Annotated in this window: 25 protein-coding genes; 13 read left to right on the top strand and 12 right to left on the bottom strand. The window is 67.7% G+C overall.

The window, feature by feature from the left end:
• Positions 1-7: 7 nt before the first annotated feature.
• Positions 8-2,131, bottom strand: a complete 2,124-nt coding sequence (locus DQP57_RS15815) for a S9 family peptidase (protein WP_112633849.1) — start codon at positions 2,129-2,131, stop codon at positions 8-10.
• A complete protein-coding gene (locus tag DQP57_RS15810) occupies positions 2,128-3,018 on the bottom strand; it encodes a phosphoribosylaminoimidazolesuccinocarboxamide synthase (protein ID WP_112633848.1) in 891 nt (296 codons plus the stop codon). Before DQP57_RS15810 ends, DQP57_RS15815 begins: the two co-directional genes overlap by 4 nt.
• Positions 3,019-3,070: 52 nt before the next feature.
• On the opposite strand from DQP57_RS15810, the gene DQP57_RS15805 reads away from it, so the two are divergent.
• Positions 3,071-3,691 carry a hypothetical protein gene (locus tag DQP57_RS15805; protein WP_112633847.1) on the top strand — a complete coding sequence of 207 codons (621 nt, stop codon included), beginning with the start codon at positions 3,071-3,073 and terminating at the stop codon, positions 3,689-3,691.
• Here the strand turns inward: DQP57_RS15805 and DQP57_RS15800 are convergent.
• The 3 genes from DQP57_RS15800 to purB are packed head-to-tail and all read right to left on the bottom strand — an operon-like array spanning position 3,656 to position 7,346.
• Positions 3,656-4,678, bottom strand: coding sequence for a tellurite resistance/C4-dicarboxylate transporter family protein (locus tag DQP57_RS15800; RefSeq protein ID WP_112633846.1), 1,023 nt, complete (start codon positions 4,676-4,678; stop codon positions 3,656-3,658). The two genes, DQP57_RS15805 and DQP57_RS15800, sit on opposite strands and share 36 nt — an antisense overlap.
• The gene (locus DQP57_RS15795; protein ID WP_112633845.1) at positions 4,675-5,931 is read right to left on the bottom strand and encodes a cytochrome P450; all 1,257 of its coding nucleotides are present in this window, start codon (positions 5,929-5,931) and stop codon (positions 4,675-4,677) included. The genes DQP57_RS15800 and DQP57_RS15795 overlap by 4 nt, the downstream gene beginning before the upstream one ends.
• Positions 5,928-7,346, bottom strand: coding sequence for an adenylosuccinate lyase (gene purB, locus DQP57_RS15790; RefSeq protein WP_112633844.1), 1,419 nt, complete (start codon positions 7,344-7,346; stop codon positions 5,928-5,930). The genes DQP57_RS15795 and purB overlap by 4 nt, the downstream gene beginning before the upstream one ends.
• 49 nt (positions 7,347-7,395) lie before the next feature.
• Here purB and DQP57_RS15785 point away from each other — a divergent pair, with 49 nt between their 5' ends.
• Entirely contained in the window at positions 7,396-8,142 is a 747-nt protein-coding gene (locus tag DQP57_RS15785; protein ID WP_112633843.1) for a DUF429 domain-containing protein, read from the top strand.
• A gap of 7 nt (positions 8,143-8,149) precedes the next feature.
• On the opposite strand, the gene DQP57_RS15780 is transcribed toward DQP57_RS15785, so the two are convergent.
• Positions 8,150-8,767 carry a TetR/AcrR family transcriptional regulator gene (locus DQP57_RS15780; RefSeq protein WP_430919403.1) on the bottom strand — a complete coding sequence of 206 codons (618 nt, stop codon included), beginning with the start codon at positions 8,765-8,767 and terminating at the stop codon, positions 8,150-8,152.
• A gap of 61 nt (positions 8,768-8,828) precedes the next feature.
• On the opposite strand from DQP57_RS15780, the gene DQP57_RS15775 reads away from it, so the two are divergent.
• Both DQP57_RS15775 and DQP57_RS15770 read left to right on the top strand, forming a co-directional pair.
• Entirely contained in the window at positions 8,829-9,746 is a 918-nt protein-coding gene (locus DQP57_RS15775) for an alpha/beta hydrolase-fold protein (protein ID WP_112633876.1), read from the top strand.
• Positions 9,747-9,785: 39 nt separating this feature from the next.
• On the top strand, positions 9,786-11,369 hold the full coding sequence (locus tag DQP57_RS15770) for a gamma-glutamyltransferase family protein (RefSeq protein WP_112633842.1): 1,584 nt from the start codon (positions 9,786-9,788) through the stop codon (positions 11,367-11,369).
• Between the two features lie 7 nt (positions 11,370-11,376).
• Here DQP57_RS15770 and purD read toward each other — a convergent pair whose 3' ends face one another.
• Both purD and DQP57_RS15760 read right to left on the bottom strand, forming a co-directional pair.
• The gene (gene purD / locus DQP57_RS15765; RefSeq protein WP_112633841.1) at positions 11,377-12,645 is read right to left on the bottom strand and encodes a phosphoribosylamine--glycine ligase; all 1,269 of its coding nucleotides are present in this window, start codon (positions 12,643-12,645) and stop codon (positions 11,377-11,379) included.
• 50 nt (positions 12,646-12,695) lie between these two features.
• Positions 12,696-13,103: a MarR family winged helix-turn-helix transcriptional regulator gene (locus tag DQP57_RS15760; protein ID WP_112633840.1), complete on the bottom strand. Its 408-nt coding sequence runs from the start codon at positions 13,101-13,103 to the stop codon at positions 12,696-12,698.
• A gap of 74 nt (positions 13,104-13,177) precedes the next feature.
• Here DQP57_RS15760 and DQP57_RS15755 point away from each other — a divergent pair, with 74 nt between their 5' ends.
• Positions 13,178-14,272: an aldo/keto reductase gene (locus DQP57_RS15755; protein WP_112633839.1), complete on the top strand. Its 1,095-nt coding sequence runs from the start codon at positions 13,178-13,180 to the stop codon at positions 14,270-14,272.
• A 10-nt stretch (positions 14,273-14,282) separates the two neighbouring features.
• Here DQP57_RS15755 and DQP57_RS15750 read toward each other — a convergent pair whose 3' ends face one another.
• From DQP57_RS15750 to DQP57_RS15735, 4 genes are read right to left on the bottom strand one after another with little or no spacing between them, the layout of a single operon-like run.
• The gene (locus tag DQP57_RS15750) at positions 14,283-14,720 is read right to left on the bottom strand and encodes a carboxymuconolactone decarboxylase family protein (protein WP_112633838.1); all 438 of its coding nucleotides are present in this window, start codon (positions 14,718-14,720) and stop codon (positions 14,283-14,285) included.
• Positions 14,720-15,580: an NAD(P)-dependent oxidoreductase gene (locus tag DQP57_RS15745; RefSeq protein ID WP_112633837.1), complete on the bottom strand. Its 861-nt coding sequence runs from the start codon at positions 15,578-15,580 to the stop codon at positions 14,720-14,722. Before DQP57_RS15745 ends, DQP57_RS15750 begins: the two co-directional genes overlap by 1 nt.
• The gene (locus tag DQP57_RS15740; RefSeq protein ID WP_112633875.1) at positions 15,577-16,326 is read right to left on the bottom strand and encodes an SDR family oxidoreductase; all 750 of its coding nucleotides are present in this window, start codon (positions 16,324-16,326) and stop codon (positions 15,577-15,579) included. Before DQP57_RS15740 ends, DQP57_RS15745 begins: the two co-directional genes overlap by 4 nt.
• Before the next feature lie 29 nt (positions 16,327-16,355).
• Entirely contained in the window at positions 16,356-17,825 is a 1,470-nt protein-coding gene (locus DQP57_RS15735) for an aldehyde dehydrogenase (protein WP_112633836.1), read from the bottom strand.
• A gap of 210 nt (positions 17,826-18,035) precedes the next feature.
• Here DQP57_RS15735 and DQP57_RS15730 point away from each other — a divergent pair, with 210 nt between their 5' ends.
• From DQP57_RS15730 to DQP57_RS15695, 8 genes are all read left to right on the top strand, one after another.
• Complete coding sequence (locus DQP57_RS15730) at positions 18,036-18,671, top strand: TetR/AcrR family transcriptional regulator (protein ID WP_112633835.1); 636 nt, start codon at positions 18,036-18,038, stop codon at positions 18,669-18,671.
• A complete protein-coding gene (locus tag DQP57_RS15725) occupies positions 18,672-19,892 on the top strand; it encodes a cytochrome P450 (RefSeq protein ID WP_112633834.1) in 1,221 nt (406 codons plus the stop codon).
• The gene (locus DQP57_RS15720) at positions 19,893-20,720 is read left to right on the top strand and encodes an SDR family oxidoreductase (protein WP_112633833.1); all 828 of its coding nucleotides are present in this window, start codon (positions 19,893-19,895) and stop codon (positions 20,718-20,720) included.
• A 57-nt stretch (positions 20,721-20,777) separates the two neighbouring features.
• Positions 20,778-22,130, top strand: a complete 1,353-nt coding sequence (locus DQP57_RS15715) for a cytochrome P450 (RefSeq protein ID WP_112633832.1) — start codon at positions 20,778-20,780, stop codon at positions 22,128-22,130.
• Positions 22,131-22,142: 12 nt separating this feature from the next.
• Complete coding sequence (locus tag DQP57_RS15710) at positions 22,143-22,352, top strand: ferredoxin (protein ID WP_112633831.1); 210 nt, start codon at positions 22,143-22,145, stop codon at positions 22,350-22,352.
• A gap of 3 nt (positions 22,353-22,355) precedes the next feature.
• Positions 22,356-22,910 carry a nuclear transport factor 2 family protein gene (locus DQP57_RS15705; RefSeq protein WP_112633830.1) on the top strand — a complete coding sequence of 185 codons (555 nt, stop codon included), beginning with the start codon at positions 22,356-22,358 and terminating at the stop codon, positions 22,908-22,910.
• Between the two features lie 144 nt (positions 22,911-23,054).
• Complete coding sequence (locus DQP57_RS15700; RefSeq protein ID WP_112633829.1) at positions 23,055-24,182, top strand: NDMA-dependent alcohol dehydrogenase; 1,128 nt, start codon at positions 23,055-23,057, stop codon at positions 24,180-24,182.
• A gap of 69 nt (positions 24,183-24,251) precedes the next feature.
• The coding region (locus DQP57_RS15695; protein ID WP_240631772.1) for an FAD-dependent oxidoreductase at positions 24,252-25,662 on the top strand (1,411 nt) is incomplete at its 3' end.

Here is a 25,662-nt window from a genome sequence, read left to right as displayed (position 1 = left end):
AAGTGGCCTACGCCGACGTCGGCGCGCCCGCGGCGGCCAACAGCCACGCGTATTGGAACGCCGCTTCCTCCCACGCCTTGTAGCGTCCGCTGACGCCGCCGTGCCCGGCGTTCATCTGGGTCTTCAACAGGACGGGGCTGCCGTCGCCGTTGGCGTGCCGCAGCGCCGCCACCCACTTGGCCGGCTCCACGTAATAGACCCTCGTATCGTTGAGCGACGTCATCGCCAAGATCGCCGGATACCGCTTGGCCGCCACGTTCTCATACGGCGAATAGGACTTCATGTAGGAGTAGACGTCCTTGTCCGCCAACGGGTTTCCCCATTCGTCCCACTCGGTGACGGTCAGCGGCAATGAGGGATCCAAGATGGTGGTCAGCGGGTCGACGAAGGGAACCTGCGCGAGAATTCCGGCGAAGAGCTCCGGCGCCAGGTTGGCCACCGCGCCCATCAGCAAACCACCGGCGCTGCCGCCCAACGCGACCAGTCGATCAGGCCGGGTGACGCCGCTGTCCACCAAATGCTTTGCGACGGCGACGAAGTCGGTGAACGTGTTCTTCTTCTCCATGAGCTTGCCGTGCTCGTACCACAGCCGGCCCATTTCGCCGCCGCCACGCACGTGAGCGATCGCGAACACCATGCCGCGATCCAGCAGCGACAACCGGGCGATGGAGAAGCTCGGGTCGGTGCACAGCTCGTAGGCGCCGTAGCCGTAAAGCAATGCCGGCGCCGGGAATTCGATATCGGCGCGGTGCACGATGGACACCGGGATCCGGGTTCCGTCGTCGGCAACGGCCCAGTCACGCCGTTCCACATAGTCCTCGGGCCGATAACCGCCGAGCACGGGTTGTTCGCGCAGCAGTGTGCGGTCACCCGTCGCGAGGTCGATGTCGTAGACACGCGCCGGAGTCACCAGGGATCCGGCCCTGATCCGCAGCTTGGGCGAGTCCCAGTTGGGATTACCGGCCAGCCCGGACGACATCAGCTCGGAGTCGAAGGAAATCTCCTCGGGCCGACCGTATGTGCCGTCGGCGTGGATGGGCCACAGCTGCAGCCGGGGCAGCGCTTCCCGCCGGTAGCCGACGACGAGGTGGCCGGCGAATGCGTCCACCCCGTCGAGCCGGACGTCGTCGCGGTGCGCGATCAGGGTGCGCTGCTGTGTCGGATCGCTGACCGGCGCCTCGGCGAGGGTGAAGTTGACTGCGCCGTCGTTGTGCAGGATCAAGAACCGGTCCTGGCCGCCGATGACCGCGTGTTCGACCGCGTACTCGACGCCCTCGCGGCGCGGCAGCACGACCGTGAACGATGCCTGCGGGTCGGCGGCATCGGCGTAGCGATACTCCGAGGTGATCGAGGATCCCGAGGCGATGAAAACATAGGCCTCGCTGCGCGTCAGACCCACACCCAGCCAATACTTTTCGTCGGCTTCGTGATACACCAGCTCGGGGTCCGCACCCGAGCCCACCCGATACCGCCACACTTTGTCGGGACGGTGGGCGGCATCCAGGGTCAGGTAGTACACGGTGCGGTTGTCGGCGGCCCAGGTCGCGCCCGCCCCGATGTCGGCGATCTCGTCGGTGTACAGCTCGCCGGTGCGTAAGTCCTTGAACCGCAACGTGTAACGCTCATCGCCGAGGGTGTCGACCGAATAGGCCAGCAGATTCCCATCCAGGCTCACCGTCGCGGCGCCCAGGGAGAAGAATTCGTGTCCCTCGGCCTCGGCATTGGAATCGAGCAGGACCTGCTCACCGGGGATCTCGGTGCCCTCGTCCAGGATCGGCGGGTCCCAGTCGCCGGATCCGCTTATCGGACAACGGCACTGGACGCGGTACTGCTTACCCTCATAGGTCCGCGCGTAGTACCACCACTGGCCCTGCCGGGTGGGCACCGACAGATCCGTCTCCTTGGTGCGCGCCTTGATCTCGGCGAAAATCTGCTGCCGCAGCGGCTCGAGGTGCGCGGTCATCCGATCGACGTAGTCGTTTTCCGCCTCGAGATGGGCGATGACTTCGGGGTTGGTCTTTTCGCGCAGCCACTCGTACGGGTCGATGAAGACGTCGCCGTGATGCTCGCGCCGACTCTCCACCCGCTTGGCGACCGGGGGCACCGCTCCCTCATGCAGCGTTTCGGTCATGCGCCGGGACCAATCCAGTCATCGAAGCTCCGGCCGGAAATGCGTTCGTAGGCCTCGATATAGCGATTACGGGTGGCCTCGATGATGTCGGCGGGCAGCGGCGGCGGGGGCTGCGAACCGTGGCGGTCCCAACCGGACTCGGGACCGGTCAGCCAGTTGCGGACGAACTGTTTGTCGAAGCTGTTCTGGACGACGCCGACCTGGTACTCGTCGGCCGGCCAGTACCGCGACGAATCCGGCGTGAAGATTTCGTCGGCCAGCAGCAGGTTGCCGTCGCGGTCGGTGCCGAACTCGAACTTGGTGTCCGCGATGATGATTCCCTTCCGGAGCGCGTGATCGGCGGCCTGAACGTAGATTTGTAGGGTGCGGTCACGGAGTTGGTTGGCGGGCACGGCACCGACCATCTCGATCACCCGCGCGAAGGAGATGTTCTCGTCGTGGTCGCCCAGCGCGGCTTTCGTCGCCGGGGTGAACAGCGGCTCGGCGAACCTGCTGGCTTCGACCAGCCCGGGCGGCAGGGTGATGCCGCAGACCTTTCCCGTCGCCTGGTAGTCCAGCAGTCCCGAGCCGGTGAGGTAGCCACGCGCCACGCATTCCACCGGAAGCATGTCGAGCTGACGCACCACCAGCGCGCGGCCCAGCACCTCGTCGGGGATGCGCGGATCGTCGGGCGGCCCGGCCAGATGGTTGGGGGCGTCGACGAGCCCGAAGAAGAAGACGCTCATCGCGGTGAGGATGCGCCCCTTGTCCGGGATGGTGCTGTCCAGGACGAAGTCGTAGGCCGAGATCCGGTCGGTGGCGACCAGCAGCAGGTGGTCGCCATCGACGCGGTACAGCTCGCGGACCTTGCCGCTGGCCAGATGCTCATAGTCGGACAGTGCAGGCATCCGGTCAGCCTAACGGGCACCCGCAAACGGGGTTTGTGCTGGGATCGGGGCTATGACACCGCGGTTTCTGCCCTACTCCACCAGGCCCGGCCGGCTGGCCATCCAGTTGTTCAGCGACCTCGCCGTCGTGGTGTGGACGCTGCTCTGGCTGCTCGTCGGGCTGGCCGTCTACGACGCCATCGCCACCATCGCCGACGCCGGCCGGCAGGTGGAGAGCGGCGCGAAGGGCATCGCGGGCAACCTGGAGTCCGCCGGCCACGGCGCCCAGCACATCCCGGTGGTGGGCGACGCGGTCAGCAAGCCGCTCAACTCGGCCAGCCACGCCGCGCTGGACATCGCGGGCGCGGGCCACGACCTGGACAGCGCGGCGAGCTGGCTCGCGGTGCTACTCGCGATGGCCGTCGTCGCGGTCCCGATCCTCATCGTGGTGCTGCCGTGGTTCTTTCTGCGGCTGCGCTTCTTTCGCCGCAAGCTGACGGTGACCGCGCTGGCCGCGACCCCGGCCGGGGCGCAATTGCTGGCGCTGCGCGCGCTGACCAACCGCCCGCCCCGCAAGTTGATCGCCGTCAGCGCGGATCCGGTCAGCGGGTGGCGCCGTGAGGATCCGGCCACCATCGGAGCCCTGGTCGCGCTCGAACTACGGTCGGCCGGCATCGCGTTGCGTGGGGGCTAGCAGCAGCGCCCGCGCCAGCATCAGCAGCCCGGCGACCACCACAATGAGCCACGCGGCCAACGCATCCCAGAAGAACACCAGCGACACGGTGAGCAGCGGGTGCTCGCGAAGCTCGACCGCCATGGCGAAGCTGGCCGCGGAGTACATGCCGAGCGGGAACACGAACGCCCACCACACACCGGTGAATTGCAGCATGTTGGGATGCCGCCGGATGCGGTGCAGCGCAAAGTAGATCAGCGGCGGTATCCACAGGGTGGCCGTCACCCAGGTCACGATGCTGACCGCGCGCACCGGGCCCGCCAGCCAGGCGGGGGCCACGGCGTGGATGGTGTCGCCGGCCAGCGTCGCAATCGCCATGCCGCCCATCAGGATCCAGGTGTCCGGTTCGAAGCCGTCGCGGTCCTGGCGCTCGTTGACCACCCGCCACATGGTCAGCCAGGTCATCAGGCCGTAGATGCACAGCGCCGCCACCCACCCGGCCACGGCCACCGCCAGCCACCAGTGATGGCCGGTCTGCCGGGCAGCCCGGGCGATCACGATCGCCAAGCCTGACGTTCCCACGCTGCCCAGCTGCCAGGGGCCGTGGGCCCGGTCGCGCAGCTCTGTCCACCGGTGCGCCAACATGTTTCGTGCGCTGATCAGGATCAGCGCCAGCCAGGCCGCCAGGGCGACCGCGCCGAGCACCCGCGCCACCCAGACCTTGGACGATAGGCGGGTGTCGATCACCGCGCAGGCGGCCACGAAGGTGATCAGGCGCAGGGTGACGTCGGGATCGGTCAGGTCCCACCGCAACCCCTGGCCGGGGATCGCGGCCTTCGCCAGGACCAGGGCAACCAGAAACACCAGCCCGAGCGTGGCGATGATGCCCATGGTGTCGCTGATCAACCGGTACCCGTGATCGTGCGCGCCGACCGACAAGATTCCCGTCGCCATCACCGCGGCGAACACATCCGGTGAGGGCTCGACATCGGCGAATCGGATCGTCACGGTTGTTCGTATAGCTCCACGACGAGGTGCCGAATGCCGGTGTGCCGGTTGCTGCGGGCCCATTCGACCGGCCGCACGACACGCACCCCGCCGAACCGGGACAGCAGCTCTTCGAACAGCACCCGCAGCTCCAGCCGGGCCAGATTCGCGCCCAAGCAATAATGCACACCCTGACCGAAGCCCAAGTGCGGGTTAGGCTTTCGGGCGATGTCGAATTCGTCGGCGCGCTCGAACACACCGGCGTCGCGATTCGCCGAGCCTTCCCAGATCTGTATCTTCTGGCCGGCCTCGATCGACTGCCCGCCCAGCGTGACGTCGCGGGTGGCGGTGCGGCGCTTCGAGGGTGACGGCGACGTCCACCGCACCATCTCCTCCACGGCCGTCGGCAGTGCGCCGAGATCGCCGCGCAGCGACTGCATTTGGTGCGGGTGGTGGGCCAGCGCCAGCAGGCCACCGGCGACCGCGTTGCGGGTGGTCTCCGCGCCGGCGCTGAACAAGAGACTGAAGAACAGGTACAGCTCGAGGTCGGACAGCGCCGATCCGTCTTCACCTTCGGCGTCATCGAGCATCGCGTTGGCCACCACCGACAACATGTCATCCGTGGGATTTGCGCGCTTGGCCGCGATCAGCTGTTGACCGTACTCATACATCCGCGATCCGGCCTCTTCGACCGAAAGCTGCGACAGGGACGCCTTTCGTGAACCACCGAAATCGAATTGGGGCTCGATGGCCTCGAACAACCAATGCCGTTCGGATTCGGGGACTCCCAGCAGGATGCAGATCATCTGCATGGGAAGCTCGGCGGCGATGTCGACGAGGAAGTCGAACGGCTCACCCGGGACCACCGCGTCGAGCAACCGGCGCGCGCGGGTCCGCAGGTCGTCCTCGACGAGACGGATCATTCGCGGTGTCAGGCCGGAGCTGACCAGTCGCCGAATCTGCGAATGCCGCGGATCGTCCATCATGTTGAGCACCTGACCGGCAATCGCCAGGTCCTGCAGCAGCGTCCCCCCATAGGGCCTGCTGCCGCCCGTGACGGATGAATAGGTCACCGGATCCTTAAGCACCTCAAGCGTTTCCGCGTAGGTTGCGACCGACCAGAAGCCTTCACCGTCGGGGGTGTTGTCGGTCGGTGAGTGCCAGTACACCGGCGCCTCTCGCCGATGGATGGCGAACAGCTCGTGCGGAAACCCGTTGGCGAAGTTGTCCAGATCGGTGAAGTCGATCTCCGCGAGCGCGCCGGCCAGCGTCACAGGATCGCACCCGGGGCGTACTTGGCCGCGTCCGGGTAGCGGTTCACCAGCGCGTCCACCTGCGCCGCCACCTCGTCCACCTGATCACCCGCGGCGCCGATGAAGGCCTTCTTGTCGGCCAGTGCCGCGTCCAGCGCCGCCCGGTCCAGCGGCAGCCGATCGTCGGCGGCCAGCCGGTCCAACAGGTCGGGCTCGGCTCCCTGCTCGCGCATGGCCAGCGCGGTTGCCACCGCGTGTTCGCGGATCACATGGTGGGCGGCCTCGCGGCCCACGCCGGCGCGCACCGCGGCGATCAACACCTTGGTGGTGGCCAAAAACGGCAGGTAGCGGTCCAGCTCGCGGCCGATCACCGCCGGATAGGCGCCGAACTCGTCGAGCACCGTCAAGAAGGTCTCGATCTGGCCGTCGATGGCAAAGAAGCTGTCCGGCAACGCGACTCGGCGCACCACCGAACAGAACACGTCGCCCTCGTTCCACTGTGCGCCCGCCAGTTCGGCGGCCATGGACGCGTAACCGCGCAGCACCACCTGCAACCCGTTGACCCGTTCGCAACTGCGCGTGTTCATCTTGTGCGGCATCGCCGACGAACCGACCTGCCCCGGCGCGAACCCCTCGGTGACGAGTTCATGGCCGGCCATCAGCCGGATGGTGTGCGCCAGCGACGACGGTCCGGCGCCCAGCTGCACCAGCGCGGAGAGCACGTCGTGGTCCAGCGAACGCGGATACACCTGGCCCACACTGGTCAATACCGTTGCGAATCCCAGGAATTCGGCGACGCGCCGCTCGAGTTCGGCGAGCTTGGCCGCGTCGCCGTCCAGCAGGTCGAGCATGTCCTGCGCGGTGCCCATCGGGCCCTTGATGCCGCGCAGCGGGTAACGGTCGATCAGCTCCCGCAGCCTGGTCAACGCGATCAGCGTCTCCTGCGCCGCCGAGGCGAACCTCTTGCCCAGCGTGGTGGCTTGCGCGGCGACGTTGTGGCTGCGTCCGGCCATCACCAGGTCGCGGTAGGCCACCGCGCGCTCGGCGAGCCGCGCCGCGACCGCCACGCCGTGGGCGAAGACCAGTTCCAGCGAGCGCTTGATCTGCAGTTGCTCCACGTTCTCGGTCAGGTCGCGACTGGTCATGCCCTTGTGCACGTGCTCGTGCCCGGCCAGCGCGTTGAATTCCTCGATGCGCGCCTTGACGTCGTGGCGCAGCACCCGTTCGCGGTCCGCGATCGAGGCCAGGTCGACGTCCTCGATCACCCGCTCGTAGTCGGCAATCGCCTCGGTAGGCACCGCCACGCCCAGTTCGGCCTGCGCGCGCAGCACCGCCAGCCACAGCCGGCGCTCGCCGATGACCTTGGCCTCCGGCGACCAGATCGCGACCATCTCGGCACTGGCGTACCGGGTGGCCAGCACATTCGGAATGCTCACTTGGTCCTCACGAACACACAGCTTACGGTCGCGGCCATAGCCTATGCGGATGTACTTCGCCGGCGTCGACCTCGCCTGGGCGGGTCGCAACCCGACCGGCGTCGCCGTCGTCGACTCCGGCGGCGCCCTGGTGGGCGTGTGCGCGGTCCGCGACGACGACGAGATCCTGGCCGCGCTGCACCCCTACGTGCAGGGCGAGTGCCTGGTCGCCTTCGATGCCCCCCTGGTGGTCACCAACCCGACCGGACAGCGTCCGGCCGAGACCGCGCTCAACCGCGATTTCCGCAGGTACGAGGCCGGAGCCCACCCCTGCAACACGGGTAAACCCGAATTCGTCAACGGCCCGCGCGCGGCCCGGCTGGCCGGGGCGCTCGGCCTGGACCTGGACCCGCGATCGCCGGCCGCCCGCCGCGCCATCGAGGTCTACCCCCACGCGGCCACCGTCGCGCTGTTCCGCCTGGAGCGCACCCTGAAATACAAGGCGAAGCCCGGACGCAGCGTCGAGCGGCTCAGATCCGAGCTGTCGCTGCTGATGGACGGCGTGGAGCGGCTGGAACGGGCGCCGGTGCCGCTGCGCGTGGCCGGGCACGACGGATGGATCGCGCTGCGCCTGGCCGTCGCGGCCGCGCGGCGCAAGAGCGAAATGCGCCGCGCCGAGGACCCCGTCGACGCCGTGGTCTGTGCCTATGTGGCGTTGTACGCGCAGCGCAGCCCCCAGGACGTGACGATCTACGGCGACCTCGACACCGGCTACATCGTGACGCCGTCGCCGCCGATGAATCGGAGCCGTGCGTGACAAGCGGTCAGATCTGCACGGGCCGCTGATCGATGGGCGCGAGCACCTCGATGAGATCGACCACCGCGCCCTGCGCCGCCGCGCGTGGGTCCCGGCCCTCCACCAGTGCCGACACCACGGAGCCATCGACCGCGCAGATCAACGTGCACACCAGCTCGATGCGCACCGACCGGCCCGAGCGCTCGATGGCCTCGGCCACCGCCTCGGCGCGCTGGCGCAGGCTCCGGCGCATGGTCTCGCGCAGCGCGGGCAGCCGGGTGCACGCGATGTGCCGTTCGTAGCGCGAGATCAGCTGATCGGTAAGACCCGGTCCGGACACGTCCCCGACGAGCAGATCGGCCAACACCTCGGCGATGGTCTCCGGTCCCCGGCGCCGGCGCGACATGGCGCTGACCCGCGACCGTAGCTGCGCCACCTCGATCATCGCGATGTGTTCGACGGCGCGTGCGATCAGATCGTCGAGAGACGAGAAGTAATAAGTGGTGGAGGCCAACGGCAATCCGGCCCGCCGCGCGACCGCCCGGTGTCGCACCGCTTCGAACCCGCCCTCGGCCAGCAGCTCGGCGGCGGCGCTGACGAGCGCATACCGTCGACGTTCTCCTTTTGGAGTAACCGCTGCAGTCACGAGTAGCCATCGTGCCAGCCAAAGTGGTACTGCATTGCCATTTCGGCCAAACGGCCGGGGCATAATGGCCCGCATGCCCGACTTGAGCCGACGCGCCCTGCTCGGCCTCGGCGCCAGCGCGGCCCTCGGGGCGGTCGGCGCCTACGGGCTCGACATCCTGTTAGAGCCCCGCACATCTCACGCCATGCCGGCATCGACGGCCGGCACCCGGATGCCGTTGGCCCCGCCGCCCAGCCCACCCCGCGATCCGGCTCCGCCGGCGGCGCCCGCCCCCACCATGGTGACCGGTTCCTTCGCTTCCGCGGCCCGCGGCGGGGCCAACACCAACTGGGCCATCGCGCGCCCTCCGGGCCAGACCAAGCCGCTGCGACCGGTGATCGCGCTGCACGGCAAGGGCAGTGACGCGTCCACCGTGATGGCCGGCGGCGTCGAGCACGGTCTGGCGCAGGCCGTCGACGCCGGACTACCGCCGTTCGCGGTGGTCGCCGTCGACGGCGGCGGTGGGTATTGGCACAAGCGGTCTTCCGGGGAGGACAGCGGCGCCATGGTGCTCGACGAGCTCATCCCGATGCTGGGCAATCAGAATCTGGACACCTCGCGGGTGGCGTTCTTGGGGTGGTCGATGGGCGGCTACGGTGCCCTGCTGCTCGGTGGCCGGCTGGGACCGGCCCGCACCGCGGCGATCTGCGCGGTGAGCCCGGCCCTGTGGATGTCCTCGGGTGCGGCCGCGCCGGGAGCGTTCGACGGACCGGATGATTTCGCCGCGAACTCGGTGTTCGGCATGCCCGCCCTGGCCTCGATCCCCATCCGAATCGATTGCGGCGACAGCGATCCGTTTTACTCCGCGACAAAGCAATTCATCGCGCAGCTGCCCAATCCGCCGGCCGGTGGCTTCTCGCCCGGCGGGCACGACGGCGCTTTCTGGAGCTCGCAGTTGCCCGCCGAGCTGACCTGGATGGCGCCGCTGCTGACGGCGTGAGGGCACCTCGAGCGTCACGCCGGCGTTACGCTCGGGGAGGTGACCGCACCTTTCGACTGGACCTTCCCGTACGCCTGGCCACGCAAGCCCATCCTGGCGGAAAACGTTGTGTGCACATCGCAACCGCTGGCCGCCCAGGCGGGGCTGCGGATGCTCGCGCAAGGCGGCAGCGCGGTCGATGCGGCCATCGCCACGGCCATCACGCTGACGATCGTGGAGCCGGTATCCAACGGCATCGGTTCGGACGCCTTCGCCATCGTGTGGGACGGCAGGCAACTGCACGGCCTGAACGCCTCCGGCCGGTCGCCGGCGGCCTGGACACCGGAATACTTCGGCGGGGCCGCCGTTCCGATCCTCGGCTGGAATTCGGTGACCGTGCCCGGCGCGGTGTCGGCGTGGACCGAACTGCACGCCAAGTTCGGCAAGCTGCCGTTCGAGCGGCTGTTCGAACCGGCAATAGCCTACGGGCGCAACGGCTTTCTGGTATCACCGACGGTCGCCGAGCAGTGGGCGGCCCAAGTGCCGCTCTTCCGGGACCAGCCCGGTTTCGCCCAGGCGTTTCTGCCGGGCGGGCGGGCACCGAAACCCGGCGAGCGATTCAGCCTGCCGGATCATGCCGCGACGCTCGAGACGATCGCGGCGACCAACGGTGAGGCGTTCTACCGCGGTGAACTGGCGGCCAAGCTCGAGGCGCACGCGTTGTCGCACGGCGGGGCCCTGCGGGCCGGGGATCTGGCGGCCCACCGTGCCGACTGGGTGGGCACGGTCGACGGCGGCTACCGCGGTTACACCGTGCACGAGATCCCACCCAACGGGCAGGGCATCGTCGCGCTGATCGCTTTGGGCATCCTGGAACACTTCGACTTGGCCGCCCTGCCAGCCGATTCCGCCGACAGCGTGCACCTGCAGATCGAGGCGGTGAAGCTGGCCTTCGCCGACGCCCAGGCCTATGTCGCCGACATCGAGCACATGCCGCTAGGTCCGGAACGCCTGTTGGACAAGGAGTATCTGAAGCAGCGCGCGGCACTGATCGACCGCGCACGCGCCAAGCCGGCGTCCGCCGGCGCGCCGGCGGACGGAACCGTCTACCTGACCGCCGCCGACGCCGCGGGGATGATGGTGTCGATGATCCAGTCGAACTACATGGGGTTCGGTTCGGGCGTGGTGGTGCCGGGCACCGGGATCTCCCTGCAGAACCGCGGCGCGAATTTCGCTGCCGCTCAGGGACATCCGAATGCCGTGGGACCGAACAAGCGCCCCTACCACACCATCATCCCGGGGTTTGTGACCAAAGACGGCGAACCGGTCATGAGCTTCGGCGTGATGGGCGGATTGATGCAGCCCCAGGGTCACGTGCAGGTGATGGTGCGCATCGCCGACCACGGGCAGAACCCACAGGCGGCATGCGACGGCCCGCGGTTCCGGTGGGTGGAGGGCATGCAGGTGAGCTGCGAAACGGGGCTCCCCGCAGCAACACTCGACGAGTTGCGCCGCCGCGGGCACGACCTGGTTGCCGTCGACGACTACAATCAATTCGGCAGCTGCCAGGCGATCTGGCGTCTCGATGGCGGCTATGTCGCCGCCAGCGACCCGCGACGGGACGGTCAGGCCCTGGGATTTTGAGGGCCTTCTAGACGCGGATCTTCCCGTCAGCGGCCAGCTGGGCGATGTCGCTGCGGAAATGACTGCCCGGCAGCCGAATTGAATGCACCACCTCGTAAGCCCTGGTCCGCGCGGCGGCCAGGTCGGCGCCGGTGCCCACCACCGACAGCACCCGCCCACCCGAGGACACGATTTCGCCGTCAGCGCGCCGGGCCGTCCCGGCGTGCAGCACCCCATCGGCTTCCGAGCCGACGATGACGTCTCCGACGCGGGGACGGCCGGGATAGCTTTCCGCCGCCACCACCACCGTCACGGCGGCACCGTCATGCCAGCGCAACTCGCCGAAGTCCGCCAAGGTGCCGCTGCCCGCCGCGTACAGCAGCTGGCCGAGCGGCGATTCCAGCAGCGCCAGCACCGCCTGCGTCTCGGGATCGCCGAAGCGACAATTGAATTCGACCACGGCGGGCCCGTTCGCCGTGATCGCGAGCCCGGCGTACAGCAATCCGCTGAAGGAGCTGCCCCGCGCAACCATCTCGGCCGCAACGGGTTCGACGATGTTGCTGACCACGTCGCGGTACACCTCGTCGGGCAGCCACGGCACCGGCGCGTAGGCGCCCATGCCCCCGGTATTGGGTCCGCTGTCCCCGTCACCGACGCGCTTGAAATCCTGCGCCGGCAGTAACGGCACCACGGTTTCGCCGTCGACCACGCAGAACAGCGACACCTCCGGGCCGTCCAGATAGGACTCCAGCAGCACCGGGTGTCCCGCCTCGAGGAGCCCGGCGGCGTGCGCGCGCGCGACAGCGCGATCCGCGGTGACCACCACGCCCTTGCCCGCGGCCAGGCGGTCGTCCTTCACCACCCAGGCCGCGTCGCCCGCCGGCGGGCCGAACCGCTGCAGGGCGGCGTCTAAATGTGCCGGGGTATCGACGATTTCGCTGGTTGCGGTGCGCACCCCGGCCGCGGCCATGATCTCCTTGGCGAAAGCCTTGGAGCCCTCGATGCGAGCCGCGTCCTTGCTGGGACCGAAGCAGACGATCCCGGCGGCCCGCACCGCGTCGGCCACCCCGAGGACCAGCGGCACCTCGGGACCGATGACGACCAGGTCGGCGCGGACCTCGCGCGCCAGGGCCACGACGTCGTCGGCCGAGGTGACGTCGACGTCGTGCTGGTCGGCCAGCCGCGCGGTGCCGGCGTTGCCGGGGGCGATCGCCAGCCCCGTGACCTCGGGGTCTTTGCGAAGCGCCAGCAGCAACGCATGCTCACGGGCACCGGAACCAATCACCAGGACGCGCACGACACGTCAGACTAGCCCGGTCAAACGGCTCCCGCCCACCGTCCCCACGTTCAAAGGATTTTCTCCAGCAGCGCCCTGAGGTCGTTGCGCTGCGCGGCGGTGAGGCGGCCGAGGCGCTTGTCGAACTCGCCGGAGAGCAGGGTCAGGCCCTTCCTGACCGCCTGGCGTCCGGCCGGGGTGAGCAGCAGCCGGTGCCGGCGCAGATCGCACGGATCGATCTCGCGTCGCACGAAGCCCGCCGCCTCGAGGCGTTTCAGGTACAGCGTCACCGTCGCCTTGGGCATGCTCAGCGTCGCGGCCAGCTCGGCCGGATAGGGATGCTCGTCGATCTCGGCGAGCAGAAACAGCTCCTTGGACTCGAGGCCCAGCGCGCAGATATCAGCCTCGGCGCACGAGATGACCGAGAGCAGCACCCGGTAGTTCAGTGACCAGATCTTGGCCGCATCGACTGCAGACATCCGACTTGCCAGATCGTTCAGCTATGAACTAGTTTTGTTATGAACAACCTCATAGCCGAACAATCTACCAGGGAGTGGGCCTCATGCCGCTGGATCAATACGTGACACTCGGGCGGTCCGGTCTGCGCGTCAGCCCTTTGTGCCTGGGCGCGATGACGTTCGGCGAAGACCTCGGCTGGGGCACCAGTGTGGAGGAGTCCCAACAGATCATCGACCGCTACCTCGAACTTGGCGGCAACTTCATCGACACCGCCAACTTCTACACGCGAAGCCACTCCGAGAAGATCATCGGTGACCACATCGGGCGCCACCCCGCCCGCCGCGATCGGCTGGCGATCGCGACCAAGTTCAGCGGCAACCTGTATCCGGGTGATCCCAACGGCGGCGGTTCGGGCCGCAAGTCGCTGATCAACGCCTGCGAAAACTCGTTGCGGCGCTTGCAAACCGACTACATCGACCTGTACTGGCTGCACATCTGGGATGCGAACACCCCCATCGAGGAGACCATGGCTGCGCTCGAGGACCTGGTTCGGGCCGGCAAGGTGCGCTACATCGGGGTTTCGGACACCCCGGCGTGGAAGATCGCGCAGGCCAACCTGATCGCCGATTTCCGCGGCTGGTCGTCGTTCGTCGGGCTGCAGGTCGAGTACTCGCTGCTGGAGCGCGCCATCGAACAGGACCTCGTCCCGATGGCCTCCGAATTCGGCCTCGGCATTACGCCATGGTCGCCGCTGAAGAGCGGCGTCCTCAGCGGCAAGTACACCCGCGCCAACAGCGGCCGGCACAACGCCGACCGCGGCGCGATGGTCGACGCCTTTCTCAACGAAAAGACCTACGCCGTCATCGACGAACTCGAGGCCATCGCGACAGCGCACGACACCACCGTCGCCAGCGTGGCGCTGGCCTGGGTGCGTGCCCAGCGCGCCGTGTCGTCGGTCATCATCGGGGCGCGCAGGCTCTCCCAGCTCGAGGACAACGTCCGGGCCGTGGACGTGACGCTCGGCGCCGACGAGCTGGCCCGGCTGGACGCGCTGACCACACCGAGGTTCGGGTTCCCGCACAACATGCTGGAAATGGCGCCGGGCATCATCAATGGCGGCACGACTGTCAACGGGGTCGCCGCACCGATCTCCGAATACGTGATGCCCGAAGGCGTTCAGCCGTACTGAGGTTGGTGGATCAGTCGCCCTTGTCGCCCGAGTGCATCTTCAGCGCGGCGTCGACATTGCCCTTCTTGTCCTCCCCGGCGCCCTTCGCCGCGGCCTTCTTGCGTTTGGCCACGACGGCGTCGACGGCGCCGTTGAGCGCCGAACCCAGCGGGAAGCCCAGGTAATGGGTGAGGAAGACCGCCATCTCCTTGAGTTCGGTCTCGGTGAGCTCGCCGTTGAGAAGCGCGGCGTTGATCTGGATCTCGGCCAGGTCGCGGTTGCCGATCGCGGTCACCGCGGTCAGCGTCATGATGCGCTTGTCGCGCATCGACAATCCCGGTCGCGTCCAGATGCTGCCGAACAGGTGGTCTACGGTCAGGTCGAAGTACGGGTCGCCTTCGATGTTGGGCATCTCCCAGCCGTAGACCTCGTTCATCTTCGCGAGGCCCTTGCTGCGCAGCTCGTCCATCACGCCTCTTCCTGTGTGTGTGGCACCCCGAGGCCCGCGGCCAACCGCTGGTAGGCCAACTGGGCAAGCGGTAAATCGACCGACACCGACTCGCCGAGAGCCAACGCCAGGCTCAGGTCCTTCTCCCCCAGTTCGCGAGCGTGCAGGAAGGACTGATACAGAAAATTGTCCGGCTCAAGGTCTTTCATGTTGTCGCGGACGATGATCGCTCCTGGGCCGCTGGTGAGCGCGTCGGTATGGCGCACCACCCGGCCCAGCGCCTGCAGATCCAAGCCGGCGGCCTCGGCGAGTTTCATGGCCTCGCACGCCGCGGCGTACGAGGTGAACGTCAACATGTTGCGGGCCAGCTTCATTCGGGTCCCCGCCCCCGGCTCACCGGCGTGGATGACCACCGCTGCCCAATGTTTGAAGGCCGGCTTGATCCGCTCGTACACCTCGCGCTCGGCGCCCACCATGGTGGCCAGCTCGCCCTTCGCCGCGGCGGCCGCCCCACCGCTGACCGGCGCGTCGACGATATGAACGCCGCGCGGCTTGTGCTCGGCCGCGAGCTCGACCGCCGTGGTGTCGCTGATCGTCGAGTGGATCGCGATGACGGTGCCCGGCTTGGCGTGCGCCGCCAGTTCACCGACCACCTCCCGCACCTGGGCGTCGTTCAGCACGGTGATGTGGATGATGTCGGCGGCGGCGACGTCGGCAACGCTGTCGGCCAGGCTCGCGCCCCTTTCGGCCAGCGGGGTCATCGCCTCGGTCCGGATGTCGTAAACCGTTACCCCACCGGGCCATTCGGTCATCTTGGTGGCCATCGGCGCGCCCATGTTACCGAGGCCGATGTATCCGAGGCGCGCGTGCTGTTGGCTCATGACCGGATTATCTGTCCGCCGTCGACGTTGAAGATCTGTCCGGTGATCCACGAGGCCTCGTCGGAAAGCAGGAACAGACACATGCCGACCAGGTCCTCGGGCGTGCCCATCCGCGACAGCGGTAGGCCCTTGACGATGTCGTCGACCATCTCCTTCGGGGTGGTGGTCCGATTGGCCTCGGTGTCGATGGGGCCGGGGGCGATCGCGTTGATCCGGATCTTCTGGCCGCCCAGTTCGCGGGACAGTTGCTGGGTCAGGCCGTTGAGCCCGACCTTGGCCAGGGCGTAGTAGTTCGCGTAAAGCCAGGCGGCGGTGGATGATTGGTTGACGATCGCGCCGCCGCCGCGCTTGGCCATCTTCTTGTACACCGCACGGGTGCACCACAGAGCGCCGTCGAGGTTCACGCTCATGAACTTGCGGTAGTACTCCGGGTCGATGGTGAGCAGGAAGTCCAGCTTCATGCCGCCGAAGATCGCGGCGTTGTTGACGAGGTAGTCGATGCCGCCGAATTCCGCGAACGTGCGGTCGGCCATCTCCTTGGCCGACGCGGGGTCGGACACGTCGACCGGAATGCTGATGGCCGTTCCGCCGTCGGCGACGATCTGTTTGGCGACCGCGTCGGCGGCCTCGGCGTTGATGTCGGCGACCACCACCGCCGCGCCCTCGCGGGCCAGCGCCTCGGCGTACGCCTGCCCGATGCCGCCACCGGACCCGGTGACGATGCCGACTTTGTTCTCGAATCGCATGTTTTCCTTTCGGTCGCCCCGTGGCGCGGTCACTGCACCGCGGTGGCGATGGTTTTGATTTCCAGGTATTCCTCGAAGCCGGCCACGCCCATTTCGCGCCCGTTGCCGGATTGCTTGTATCCACCGAACGGCGCGTCGGCGGAGTACCAGACACCACCGTTGACATTGACGGTGCCCACCCGCATCCGCGACGCGAAGTTGGCAGCGCGCTCCGGGTCGGCGCTGAAGACGGTGCCGGACAAGCCATATGGCGAGTCGTTGGCGATGCGCAGCGCGTCGTCCTCGCCGTCGTAGGCGATCACGGTGAGCACCGGTCCGAAGATCTCCTCACGGGCGGGCCGGGCGTCGTTGGTCAGGCCCGCGATGACGGTCGGTTCGATGAAGAAGCCGCGGTCCCTGTCCGCCGGACGCCCGCCACCGCAGGCGAACGTCCCGCCCTCGGCGATCGCCAGATCGAGGTAGCTTTGCACCCGCTCCCGCTGCCGCGCGGAAATCACCGGCCCGCAAACGGTTCCGGCGTCGTTGGGGTCGCCGGGCTTGATCGAGCCCATGGTGCCCGCCGCGATGGCGACGGCCTCGTCGTAGCGGGCCCGCGGCACCAGCAGCCGGGTGGTGATGGCGCAGCCCTGCCCGGCGTGCATGGCCGCGGTGAACGCCGACACCGAGCATGCCCCGCCCAGGTCGGCGTCGTCGAGAACCACGAACGCCGACTTGCCGCCGAGCTCCAGAAACACCCGCTTGATGGTGGCGGCGGCGTCGCCCATGACGCTGCGACCGGTGGCGGTCGAGCCGGTGAACGAAACCATATCCACCCGAGGGTCTTTCGAGAGCAGCGCCCCGACTCGGTGATCGTCGGACGTGATGATGTTGACGACGCCGGGCGGAAAGTCGGTGTGTTCGGCGATGATTTCGCCGAGCACCGCCGCGCACCAGGGTGTGTCCGGCGCGGGCTTGAGCACCACGGTGTTGCCGGCGGCCAGCGCGGGTCCCAGTTTGGCGAGGTTGATCTGGTGCGGAAAGTTCCACGGCGTGATGGCGCCGACGACGCCGACGGCTTCGCGCGCGATCGTGCGCCGGGTCGGGATGCCCATCGGGGATGCCTGGCCGAGGTCGCAGTTCCACTCGTAGGACTCCGCGGTGTCGGCGGCGAAGCTCAGGTCAGCGACCGGTCCCTCCAATTGGGCGGCCGAGGTGAGCATCCGCGGGGCGCCGACCTCGGCGATGGTGATGTCGCGCAATTCTTCGATGTGCTCGCGCATCGCATCGCGCAGCTGGCGGATGCACCGCACCCGCAATTCGGTGTTGCGCGACCAGTCCGTCTCGTCGAAGGCGCGCCGCGCGGCGTCAATGGCACGGTCCATGTCGGTGGCGTCCGCATTGGCGGCGACGCCCAGCATTTCCTCGGTCGCCGGGTTCACCGTCGCGAAGTTGCCGGCGCCGCCGGGCGACAGCTTGCCGTCGATGAACAGTTCACTCACGCCGTCGGCCAACAAGGCCATCTCCCGCTCCCGTCTTTGCGCGGCCAACCCGGCACGCCAATCTAGTGGACAGTTGTCCGATATAGTCCGATCGAACCATAGCCGCCAGGGCGTCGGCGGTGCAAGAGCCGATCTCGGATATTGGCCGTCGAACGCGTTGAAAGGCGCATTGAACTGCGTATTCCTGTCACGGGGTTGCCTCGCGGTGATCCGATCATCTAGCTTGGACATGTGTCCAGCGATGCACTGGTGACGATCACCTCCGGCGGCGACCGCCAGGCCGGTCAACCGGCGCGCAACCGTCGCCAGGAGGAGACCTTCCGCAAGGTGCTCGCGGCGGGCATCGAAACCCTGCGCGAGAAGTCCTACGCCGACCTGACGGTGCGCGCGGTCGCGGCGCGGGCCAAGGTCGCACCGGCCACCGCGTACACCTACTTCTCGTCGAAGAACCACCTGATCGCCGAGGTCTATTTGGACCTGGTGCGCCAGGTTCCGTTCTTCACCGACGTCAACGACCCGATGCCGGTCCGGGTGGACAAGGTGTTGCGGCACCTGGCGCTGGTGGTCGCCGACGAGCCCGAGGTCGGCGCCGCCTGCACGACGGCCTTGCTCGGCGGGGGCACGGATCCCGCGGTGGGGGCGGTGCGCGATCGCATCGGCGCCGAGATCCACCGCCGCATCGCGACGGCCATCGGGCCGGGGGCCGACCCCAACACGGTGGCCGCGCTCGAAATGATGTTCTTCGGCGCATTGGTACAGGCGGCCAGTGGCCAGTTCACCTATCACCAGATCGCCGACCAGTTGGCCTACGTAGTGAGTCTGATCTTGCCCGGCCCCGGGAACACAAGCCAGGAGACACGAACCTAAATGACCGTCCATGTGGGCGACCACGAGCTGGTCCTCGATCCCTACGACTACGACTTCCACGAAGATCCGTACCCGTACTACCAGCGGCTGCGCGACGAGGCGCCGCTGTACCGCAACGACGAACTGAAGTTCTGGGCGTTGTCGCGGCACCAGGACGTGCTGCAGGGATTCCGTAACAGCACAACGCTTTCCAATAAGTACGGCGTCTCGCTGGACCCCGCCTCGCGCGGCCCGCACGCCAGCAAGACGATGTCGTTCCTGGCGATGGACGATCCCGCCCACCTGCGGCTGCGGACGCTGGTGTCAAAAGGCTTCACCCCGCGCCGGATTCGCGAACTCGAGCCGCGGGTCACCGAGATCGCGACGCAGCATCTCGACACCATGCTGGACAAGGCCAGGGACGGCAACGGTGTCGACTACGTCGACGAGTTCGCCGGCAAGCTGCCCATGGACGTCATCTCCGAGCTGATGGGCGTCCCCGAGCCGGATCGCGATCAGGTCCGGGCCTGGGCCGACGGGGTGATGCACCGCGAGGAGGGCGTCACCGACGTGCCGCCGGAGGCCGTCGAGGCCTCCCTCAACCTGATCGTCTACTACCAGCAGATGGTGGCCGAGCGGCGCGAGAAGTTGACCGACGACCTGACCTCCGCGCTGCTGGAGGCCGAGATCGACGGCGACCGGCTCACCGACGACGAGGTGCTCGGCTTCATGTTCCTGATGGTGATCGCCGGCAACGAGACCACCACCAAACTGCTTGCCAATGCCGCGTTTTGGGGTCACAAGAACCCGGATCAACTGACGCCGGTCTACGAGGACCTGTCGCGGGTGCCGCTGTGGGTCGAGGAGACCCTGCGCTACGACACCTCCAGCCAGATCCTGGCTCGCACCGTGTCCGGGGAGCTCACCCTCTACGACACCACCATCCCCGAGGGCGACGTCCTGCTGCTGTTGCCCGGGTCCGGGCATCGCGACGAGCGGGTCTTCGACAAGCCTGACGACTACCTCATCGGGCGCGAAATCGGGCCCAAACTACTGAGTTTCGGTAGCGGCGCACACTTCTGCCTGGGCGCGCATCTAGCGCGGATGGAAGCCCGGGTCGCGCTCACCGAGTTGTTCAAGCGAATCCGCGGCTACGAGGTGGACGAGGCCAACGCCGTCCGCGTTCACTCGAGTAACGTCCGCGGATTCGCTCACCTACCAATGATCGTGGAGGTCCGCTGAATGCCCCGCTTTGAACCCTTGCCCGAACGTCGGCCCGCCATCGTGGCCGGCGCTTCCTCCGGCATCGGAGAGGCAACCGCCATCGAGCTCGCGGCGCACGGATTCCCGGTCGCGCTGGGTGCCCGCCGGGTGGAGAAGCTCGACGACATCGTCGGCAAGATCAACGCCGACGGCGGCGAGGCGGTCGGATTCCACCTCGACGTCACCGATCCCAACTCGGTGAAATCGTTTGTCGCGCAGTCGACCGACGCCCTCGGCGATATCGAGGTGCTGGTGGCCGGAGCGGGCGACACCTACTTCGGCAAGCTCGCCGAGATCACCACCGACGAGTTCGAGTCGCAGCTGCAGATCCACCTCGTCGGCGCCAACCGGCTGGCCACCGCGGTGCTGCCCGGGATGCTCGAGCGACAGCGCGGCGACCTGATCTTCGTCGGATCCGATGTGGCCCTGCGTCAGCGCCCGCACATGGGCGCCTACGGCGCGGCCAAGGCCGCGCTGGTCGCGATGGTCACCAACTTCCAGATGGAGCTCGAAGGCACCGGAGTGCGGGCCTCGATCGTGCACCCCGGCCCCACGAAGACGTCGATGGGGTGGAGCCTGCCGGCCGAGAAGATCGGCCCGGCTCTGGAGGACTGGGCCAAGTGGGGCCAGGCCCGGCACGACTACTTCCTGCGCGCGGCGGATTTGGGACGGGCCATCACGTTCGTGGCCGAGACACCGCGCGGTGGCTTCATCGCCAACATGGAGCTTCAGCCCGAAGCACCGCTAGCCGACAACAAAAACCGCCAGAAACTCGCACTCGGCGAAGAGGGGATGCCAGGACAGTGACTACGACCGCGAATCGACGATGCGGCGCGCGGCACGCGCGGCGAGGAGAGTGAGCACGTGACCACCGCGACCGTGCCCCGGGTGTCCGGCGGCGAGGAAGAACACGGCCACCTCGAGGAATTCCGCACCGACCCAATCGGTTTGATGAAGCGTGTCCGCGAGGAGTGCGGGGACGTCGGCTGGTTTCAGCTGGTTGACAAGCATGTCATCCTGCTCTCGGGCGCCGGGGCCAATGAGTTCTTCTTCCGCTCGGCCGATGAGGACCTCGACCAGGCCGAGGCGTACCCGTTCATGACGCCCATCTTCGGCAAGGGCGTGGTGTTCGACGCCAGCCCCGAGCGGCGCAAGGAGATGCTGCACAACTCCGCGCTGCGCGGCGAGCAGATGAAGGGCCACGCGGCCACCATCGAGGGCGAAGTCAAGAAGATGATCGCCGATTGGGGCGAGGAAGGCGAGATCGAGCTGCTCGACTTCTTCGCCGAGCTGACCATCTACACCTCGACCGCCTGCCTGATCGGGCTGAAGTTCCGTGAGCAGCTCGACCATCGGTTCGCCGAGTACTACCACGAGCTGGAACGCGGCACCGACCCCCTGTGTTACGTCGACCCCTACCTGCCGATCGACAGCTTCCGGCGCCGCGACGAGGCCCGGGTGAAACTCGTTGCGCTGGTGCAAGAAATCATGGATCAGCGGCTGGCCAACCCGCCCACGGACAAGGCCGACCGCGACATGCTCGACGTGCTGGTCTCGATCAAAGACGAGCAGGGCCAACCCCGGTTCTGCGCCGACGAGGTCACCGGGATGTTCATCTCGCTGATGTTCGCCGGACACCACACCAGCTCGGGGACCTCGGCGTGGACCCTGATCGAGTTGATCCGCCACCCCGAGGTCTACGCCGAGGTGCTGGCCGAGCTCGAGGACCTCTACGCCGATGGCCAGGAGGTGAGTTTCCATGCGCTGCGCTCGATTCCGAAGCTGGACAACGTGGTCAAGGAGACGCTGCGCCTGCACCCGCCGCTGATCATCTTGATGCGGGTCGCCAAGGGCGAGTTCGAGGTCGAGGGATTTCCGATCCATGCCGGGGACTTCGTCGCGGCCTCCCCGGCGATCTCCAACCGGATTCCCGAGGACTTTCCCGACCCGGACGCGTTCAACCCCGACCGCTACAACAAGCCCGAGCAGGCCGACATCGTCAACCGGTGGACCTGGATTCCGTTCGGCGCGGGCCGGCACCGCTGTGTGGGCGCGGCGTTCGCCCAGATGCAGATCAAGGCGATCTTCTCGGTTCTCCTGCGCGAGTACGAGTTTGAGATGGCCCAGCCGGCTGACAGCTATCACAACGACCACTCCAAGATGGTCGTGCAACTCGCGCGGCCGGCCAAGGTGCGCTACCGCAAGCGCAGCGCGTAAGGAGTAAGTCCAATGGGCGGCTTCAGGATCGAAGCGGATCTGGATCTGTGTCAGGGCCACGCCATGTGCGAACTAGAGGCACCCGACTACTTCCGGGTGCCCAAGCGGGGCAAGGTCGAGATCGTCGACCCCGAACCGCCCGAAGACGCCCGCGACGAAATTGAGCGCGCCGTCGACATGTGCCCAACGCAAGCACTATTCATCAAAGAGAAAGAAGACTGACCCATGAATTCACAGGCGTCACACTCGCGTGCAGACCTCGAGGCATGGGTCGACCGCTGGCTGCAGGCCAACAAGGACTGCGAAAAGGCCGGCGACTGGCGGCCGTTGGCCGACTTCTACACCCAAGACGCCACCTACGGCTGGAACATCGGCCCCAAGGAAGACGTGATGTGCGTCGGCATCGACGAGATCCGCGACATCGCCCTCGGCCTGGAGATGGAGGGGCTGGAAAACTGGGTGTACGAATACCAGAAGGTGCTCATCGACGAGAAGCAAGGCGAGATCGTCGGCTTCTGGAAGCAGATCGTCAACAAGACCGACGGCACCCAGGACGAGATCTACGGCATCGGCGGCAGCTGGTTCCGCCTCAACAGCGACCAAAAGATCGAGTGGCAGCGCGACTTCTTCGACTTCGGCCACGTCGCGCACATGTTCGGGAAGCTCATCGAGTCCGGGGACCTCAGCGACGGCATGCAGAAGCGGATCGAGCGCAGCGTCGCCGGCGAAAAGCTGCCCGGCTACTACCCGCTTGGCCAGGCACCCGTCCCCATCTGGTGAGGGGGAGCCAACCAAGCATTTGATTTGTTGCACGCGCTATGCTGACGCGACAAGAGTGCCTGTGGCACTCGTCACCTAGCTGGCCGGCATGAAGGGGCCGGTCAGCTCTGATCAATTCAAAGGCGAAATGGGGTCAGGACCATCGTGAAGACAAAAGGCGCACTGATCTGGGAGTTCAACCAGCCCTGGTCCATCGAGGAAATCGAGATCGGCGACCCGCAAGCGCATGAGGTCAAGATCCAGATGGAAGCGGCGGGCATGTGCCACTCCGACCATCACCTGGTCACCGGGGGCATCCCGATGGCCGGTTTCCCGGTGCTCGGCGGCCACGAGGGCGCGGGCATCGTCACCGAGGTCGGTCCGGGCGTGGACGACATCGCCCCGGGTGACCACGTCGTGCTGTCGTTCATCCCGTCGTGTGGGCAGTGTCCGACCTGTCAGGCGGGCATGCGCAACCTGTGCGACCTGGGCGCCGGCCTGCTGGGCGGCGCCGCGGTGTCCGACGGCACCTTCCGCATCCAGGCCCGCGGCCAGAACGTCTACCCGATGACGCTGCTGGGGACGTTCTCCCCCTACATGGTCGTGCACCGCAGCTCCGTGGTGAAGATCGACCCGTCGGTCCCGTTCGAGGTCGCCGCGCTGGTCGGCTGCGGCGTCACCACCGGCTACGGCTCGTCGGTCCGCACCGCCGACATCCGGCCCGGCCAGGACGTCGCGATCGTCGGCGTCGGCGGGGTCGGCATGGCCGCGCTGCAGGGAGCCGTCAACGCCGGCGCCCGCTACGTCTTCGCGATCGACCCGGTCGAGTGGAAGCGCGACCAGGCGCTGAAGTTCGGCGCCACCCACGTCTACCCCGACATCATGGCGGCGATGGCGGGCATGGCCGAGGTGACCTACGGCCTGATGGCCCACAAGGTCGTGGTCACGGTGGGCGAGCTGCAGGGCGCCGACATCGACAACTACCTGAACATCACCCAAAAGGGCGGCACCTGCGTGCTGACCGCCATCGGTAGTCTGCTGGACACCAACGTCAACCTGAACCTGGCGATGTTGACCCTGATGCAGAAGAACCTGCAGGGCACCATCTTCGGCGGCGGCAACCCGCAGTACGACATCCCGCAGCTGCTGTCGATGTACAAGGCCGGCAAGCTGAACCTGGACGACATGATCACCCGCCAGTACAAGCTGGAGCAGATCAACGACGGCTACCAGGACATGCTGGACGGCAAGAACATTCGCGGCGTCATCCGGTTCACCGACGCCGACCGGTAAACGCTTGTCAGCCGCGTCCGCTCAGTGACCGGCTTCGGCCACCTCATGGCGCCGGGACGAATCGGCGCCATGAGCGTGCGCAACCGCCTGGTCATGTCTCCGATGGAGACGATGTACGGCACCCCGGACGGGCTGCCGTCGCAGCGCACCCGCGACTACTTCGCGGCACGCGCCCGCGGCGGGGTGGGGCTGATCACCGTGGGCGCCACCGGGATTGACCACCGCCACCCCGAGACACCCGGCGGCCTGCATCTGGCCACCGACGAGGCAGTCGCCGCGCACCGGGCGCTGGTGGAGGCGGTGCACGAGCACGGCGCCAAGATCCAGCCCCAGATCGTGCACGCCGGGCCCGACGGCCTGGGGCCGGAGGTCTTCGGCGTCGAATCGCTTGGCCCGTCGGTGATTCCGTCCTACCTCACCGGGCGCCCGTCGGCCGAGATCAGCGCGCGGCAGCTCAGCGAGGTGTTCGATCTGTTCAAGGCGGCGGCCCGGCGCGCCGTGGAGGCCGGCTATGACGGCATCGAGCTGCACGCCGCGCACGGCTACATGCTGCTCGGGTCCTTCCTTGCCCCGCAACGCAATCGTCGCACCGACGACTACCGCGGCGACTCGGCGCGCGGCCGGGTGCGGGTGGTGCTCGAGGCGCTGGCCGCGATCCGCTCCGAAATCGGCAAGGCCATGCCGATCACGTTGCGCATCTCCGGGTATGAACGCGTCGCCGGCGGCCGGGCCATCTACGAAACCGCCCGGCTCGCACCCGAACTCGTCGCCGCCGGCGTCGACGCGTTCCACGTCAGCGGCGGCGTGATCGATCGGCTGGTCACCGGCATGGTCAACGGCGCGGACGACGGCGACGAACTCAACGTCGGCGCGGCGGCCGCCGTCAAGCAGGTGGTCGACGTGCCGGTGATCGCCGTCGGCCGCATCCACGACCCGGCACGCGCCGAACGGATCCTGGCCGACGGCCGTGCCGACTTCATCGCCATGGGACGCCCGCTGCTGGCCGACCCCGACCTGCCCCGCAAAATCTCGTCCGGTCAGGCGCACCGGGTCCGCAAGTGCATCTCGTGCGAAAACTGCATCGACGCAATGGAGCAGCGTTTCTCGGTCGATTGCGCGGTCAACCCCCGCACCGGCAAGGAGCGGCAACTGGCCGCGGCCCGCGCCGACCGCACCAAACGGGTGGTGGTGATCGGCGGCGGCCCGGCGGGACTGGAGGCCGCGCGGGTCGCCGCCGAACGCGGCCATCGCGTCACGCTGTTCGAGCGCAGCGCGCAGCTGGGCGGCGCGCTGCGCTGGGCCTCGGTGCTGCATCCGGAAAACCAGCCGTTCCTGCGGTACCTGTGCGACGAGCTCAGGGTGAGCGCAGCCACAGTGCATGCGGGCCATGCCGTTTCGGCCGATGACGTCGTCGCGTCCGCACCGGATGCGGTGATCGTGGCCACCGGCGGCCGCGTCGTCGTGCCGTCCGTTCCCGGGG

This window comes from Mycobacterium colombiense, assembly GCF_003284935.1.
GTDB classification, from domain to species: Bacteria; Actinomycetota; Actinomycetes; order Mycobacteriales; family Mycobacteriaceae; genus Mycobacterium; species Mycobacterium arosiense_A.
This window is presented reverse-complemented; position numbering and strand designations above follow the sequence as displayed.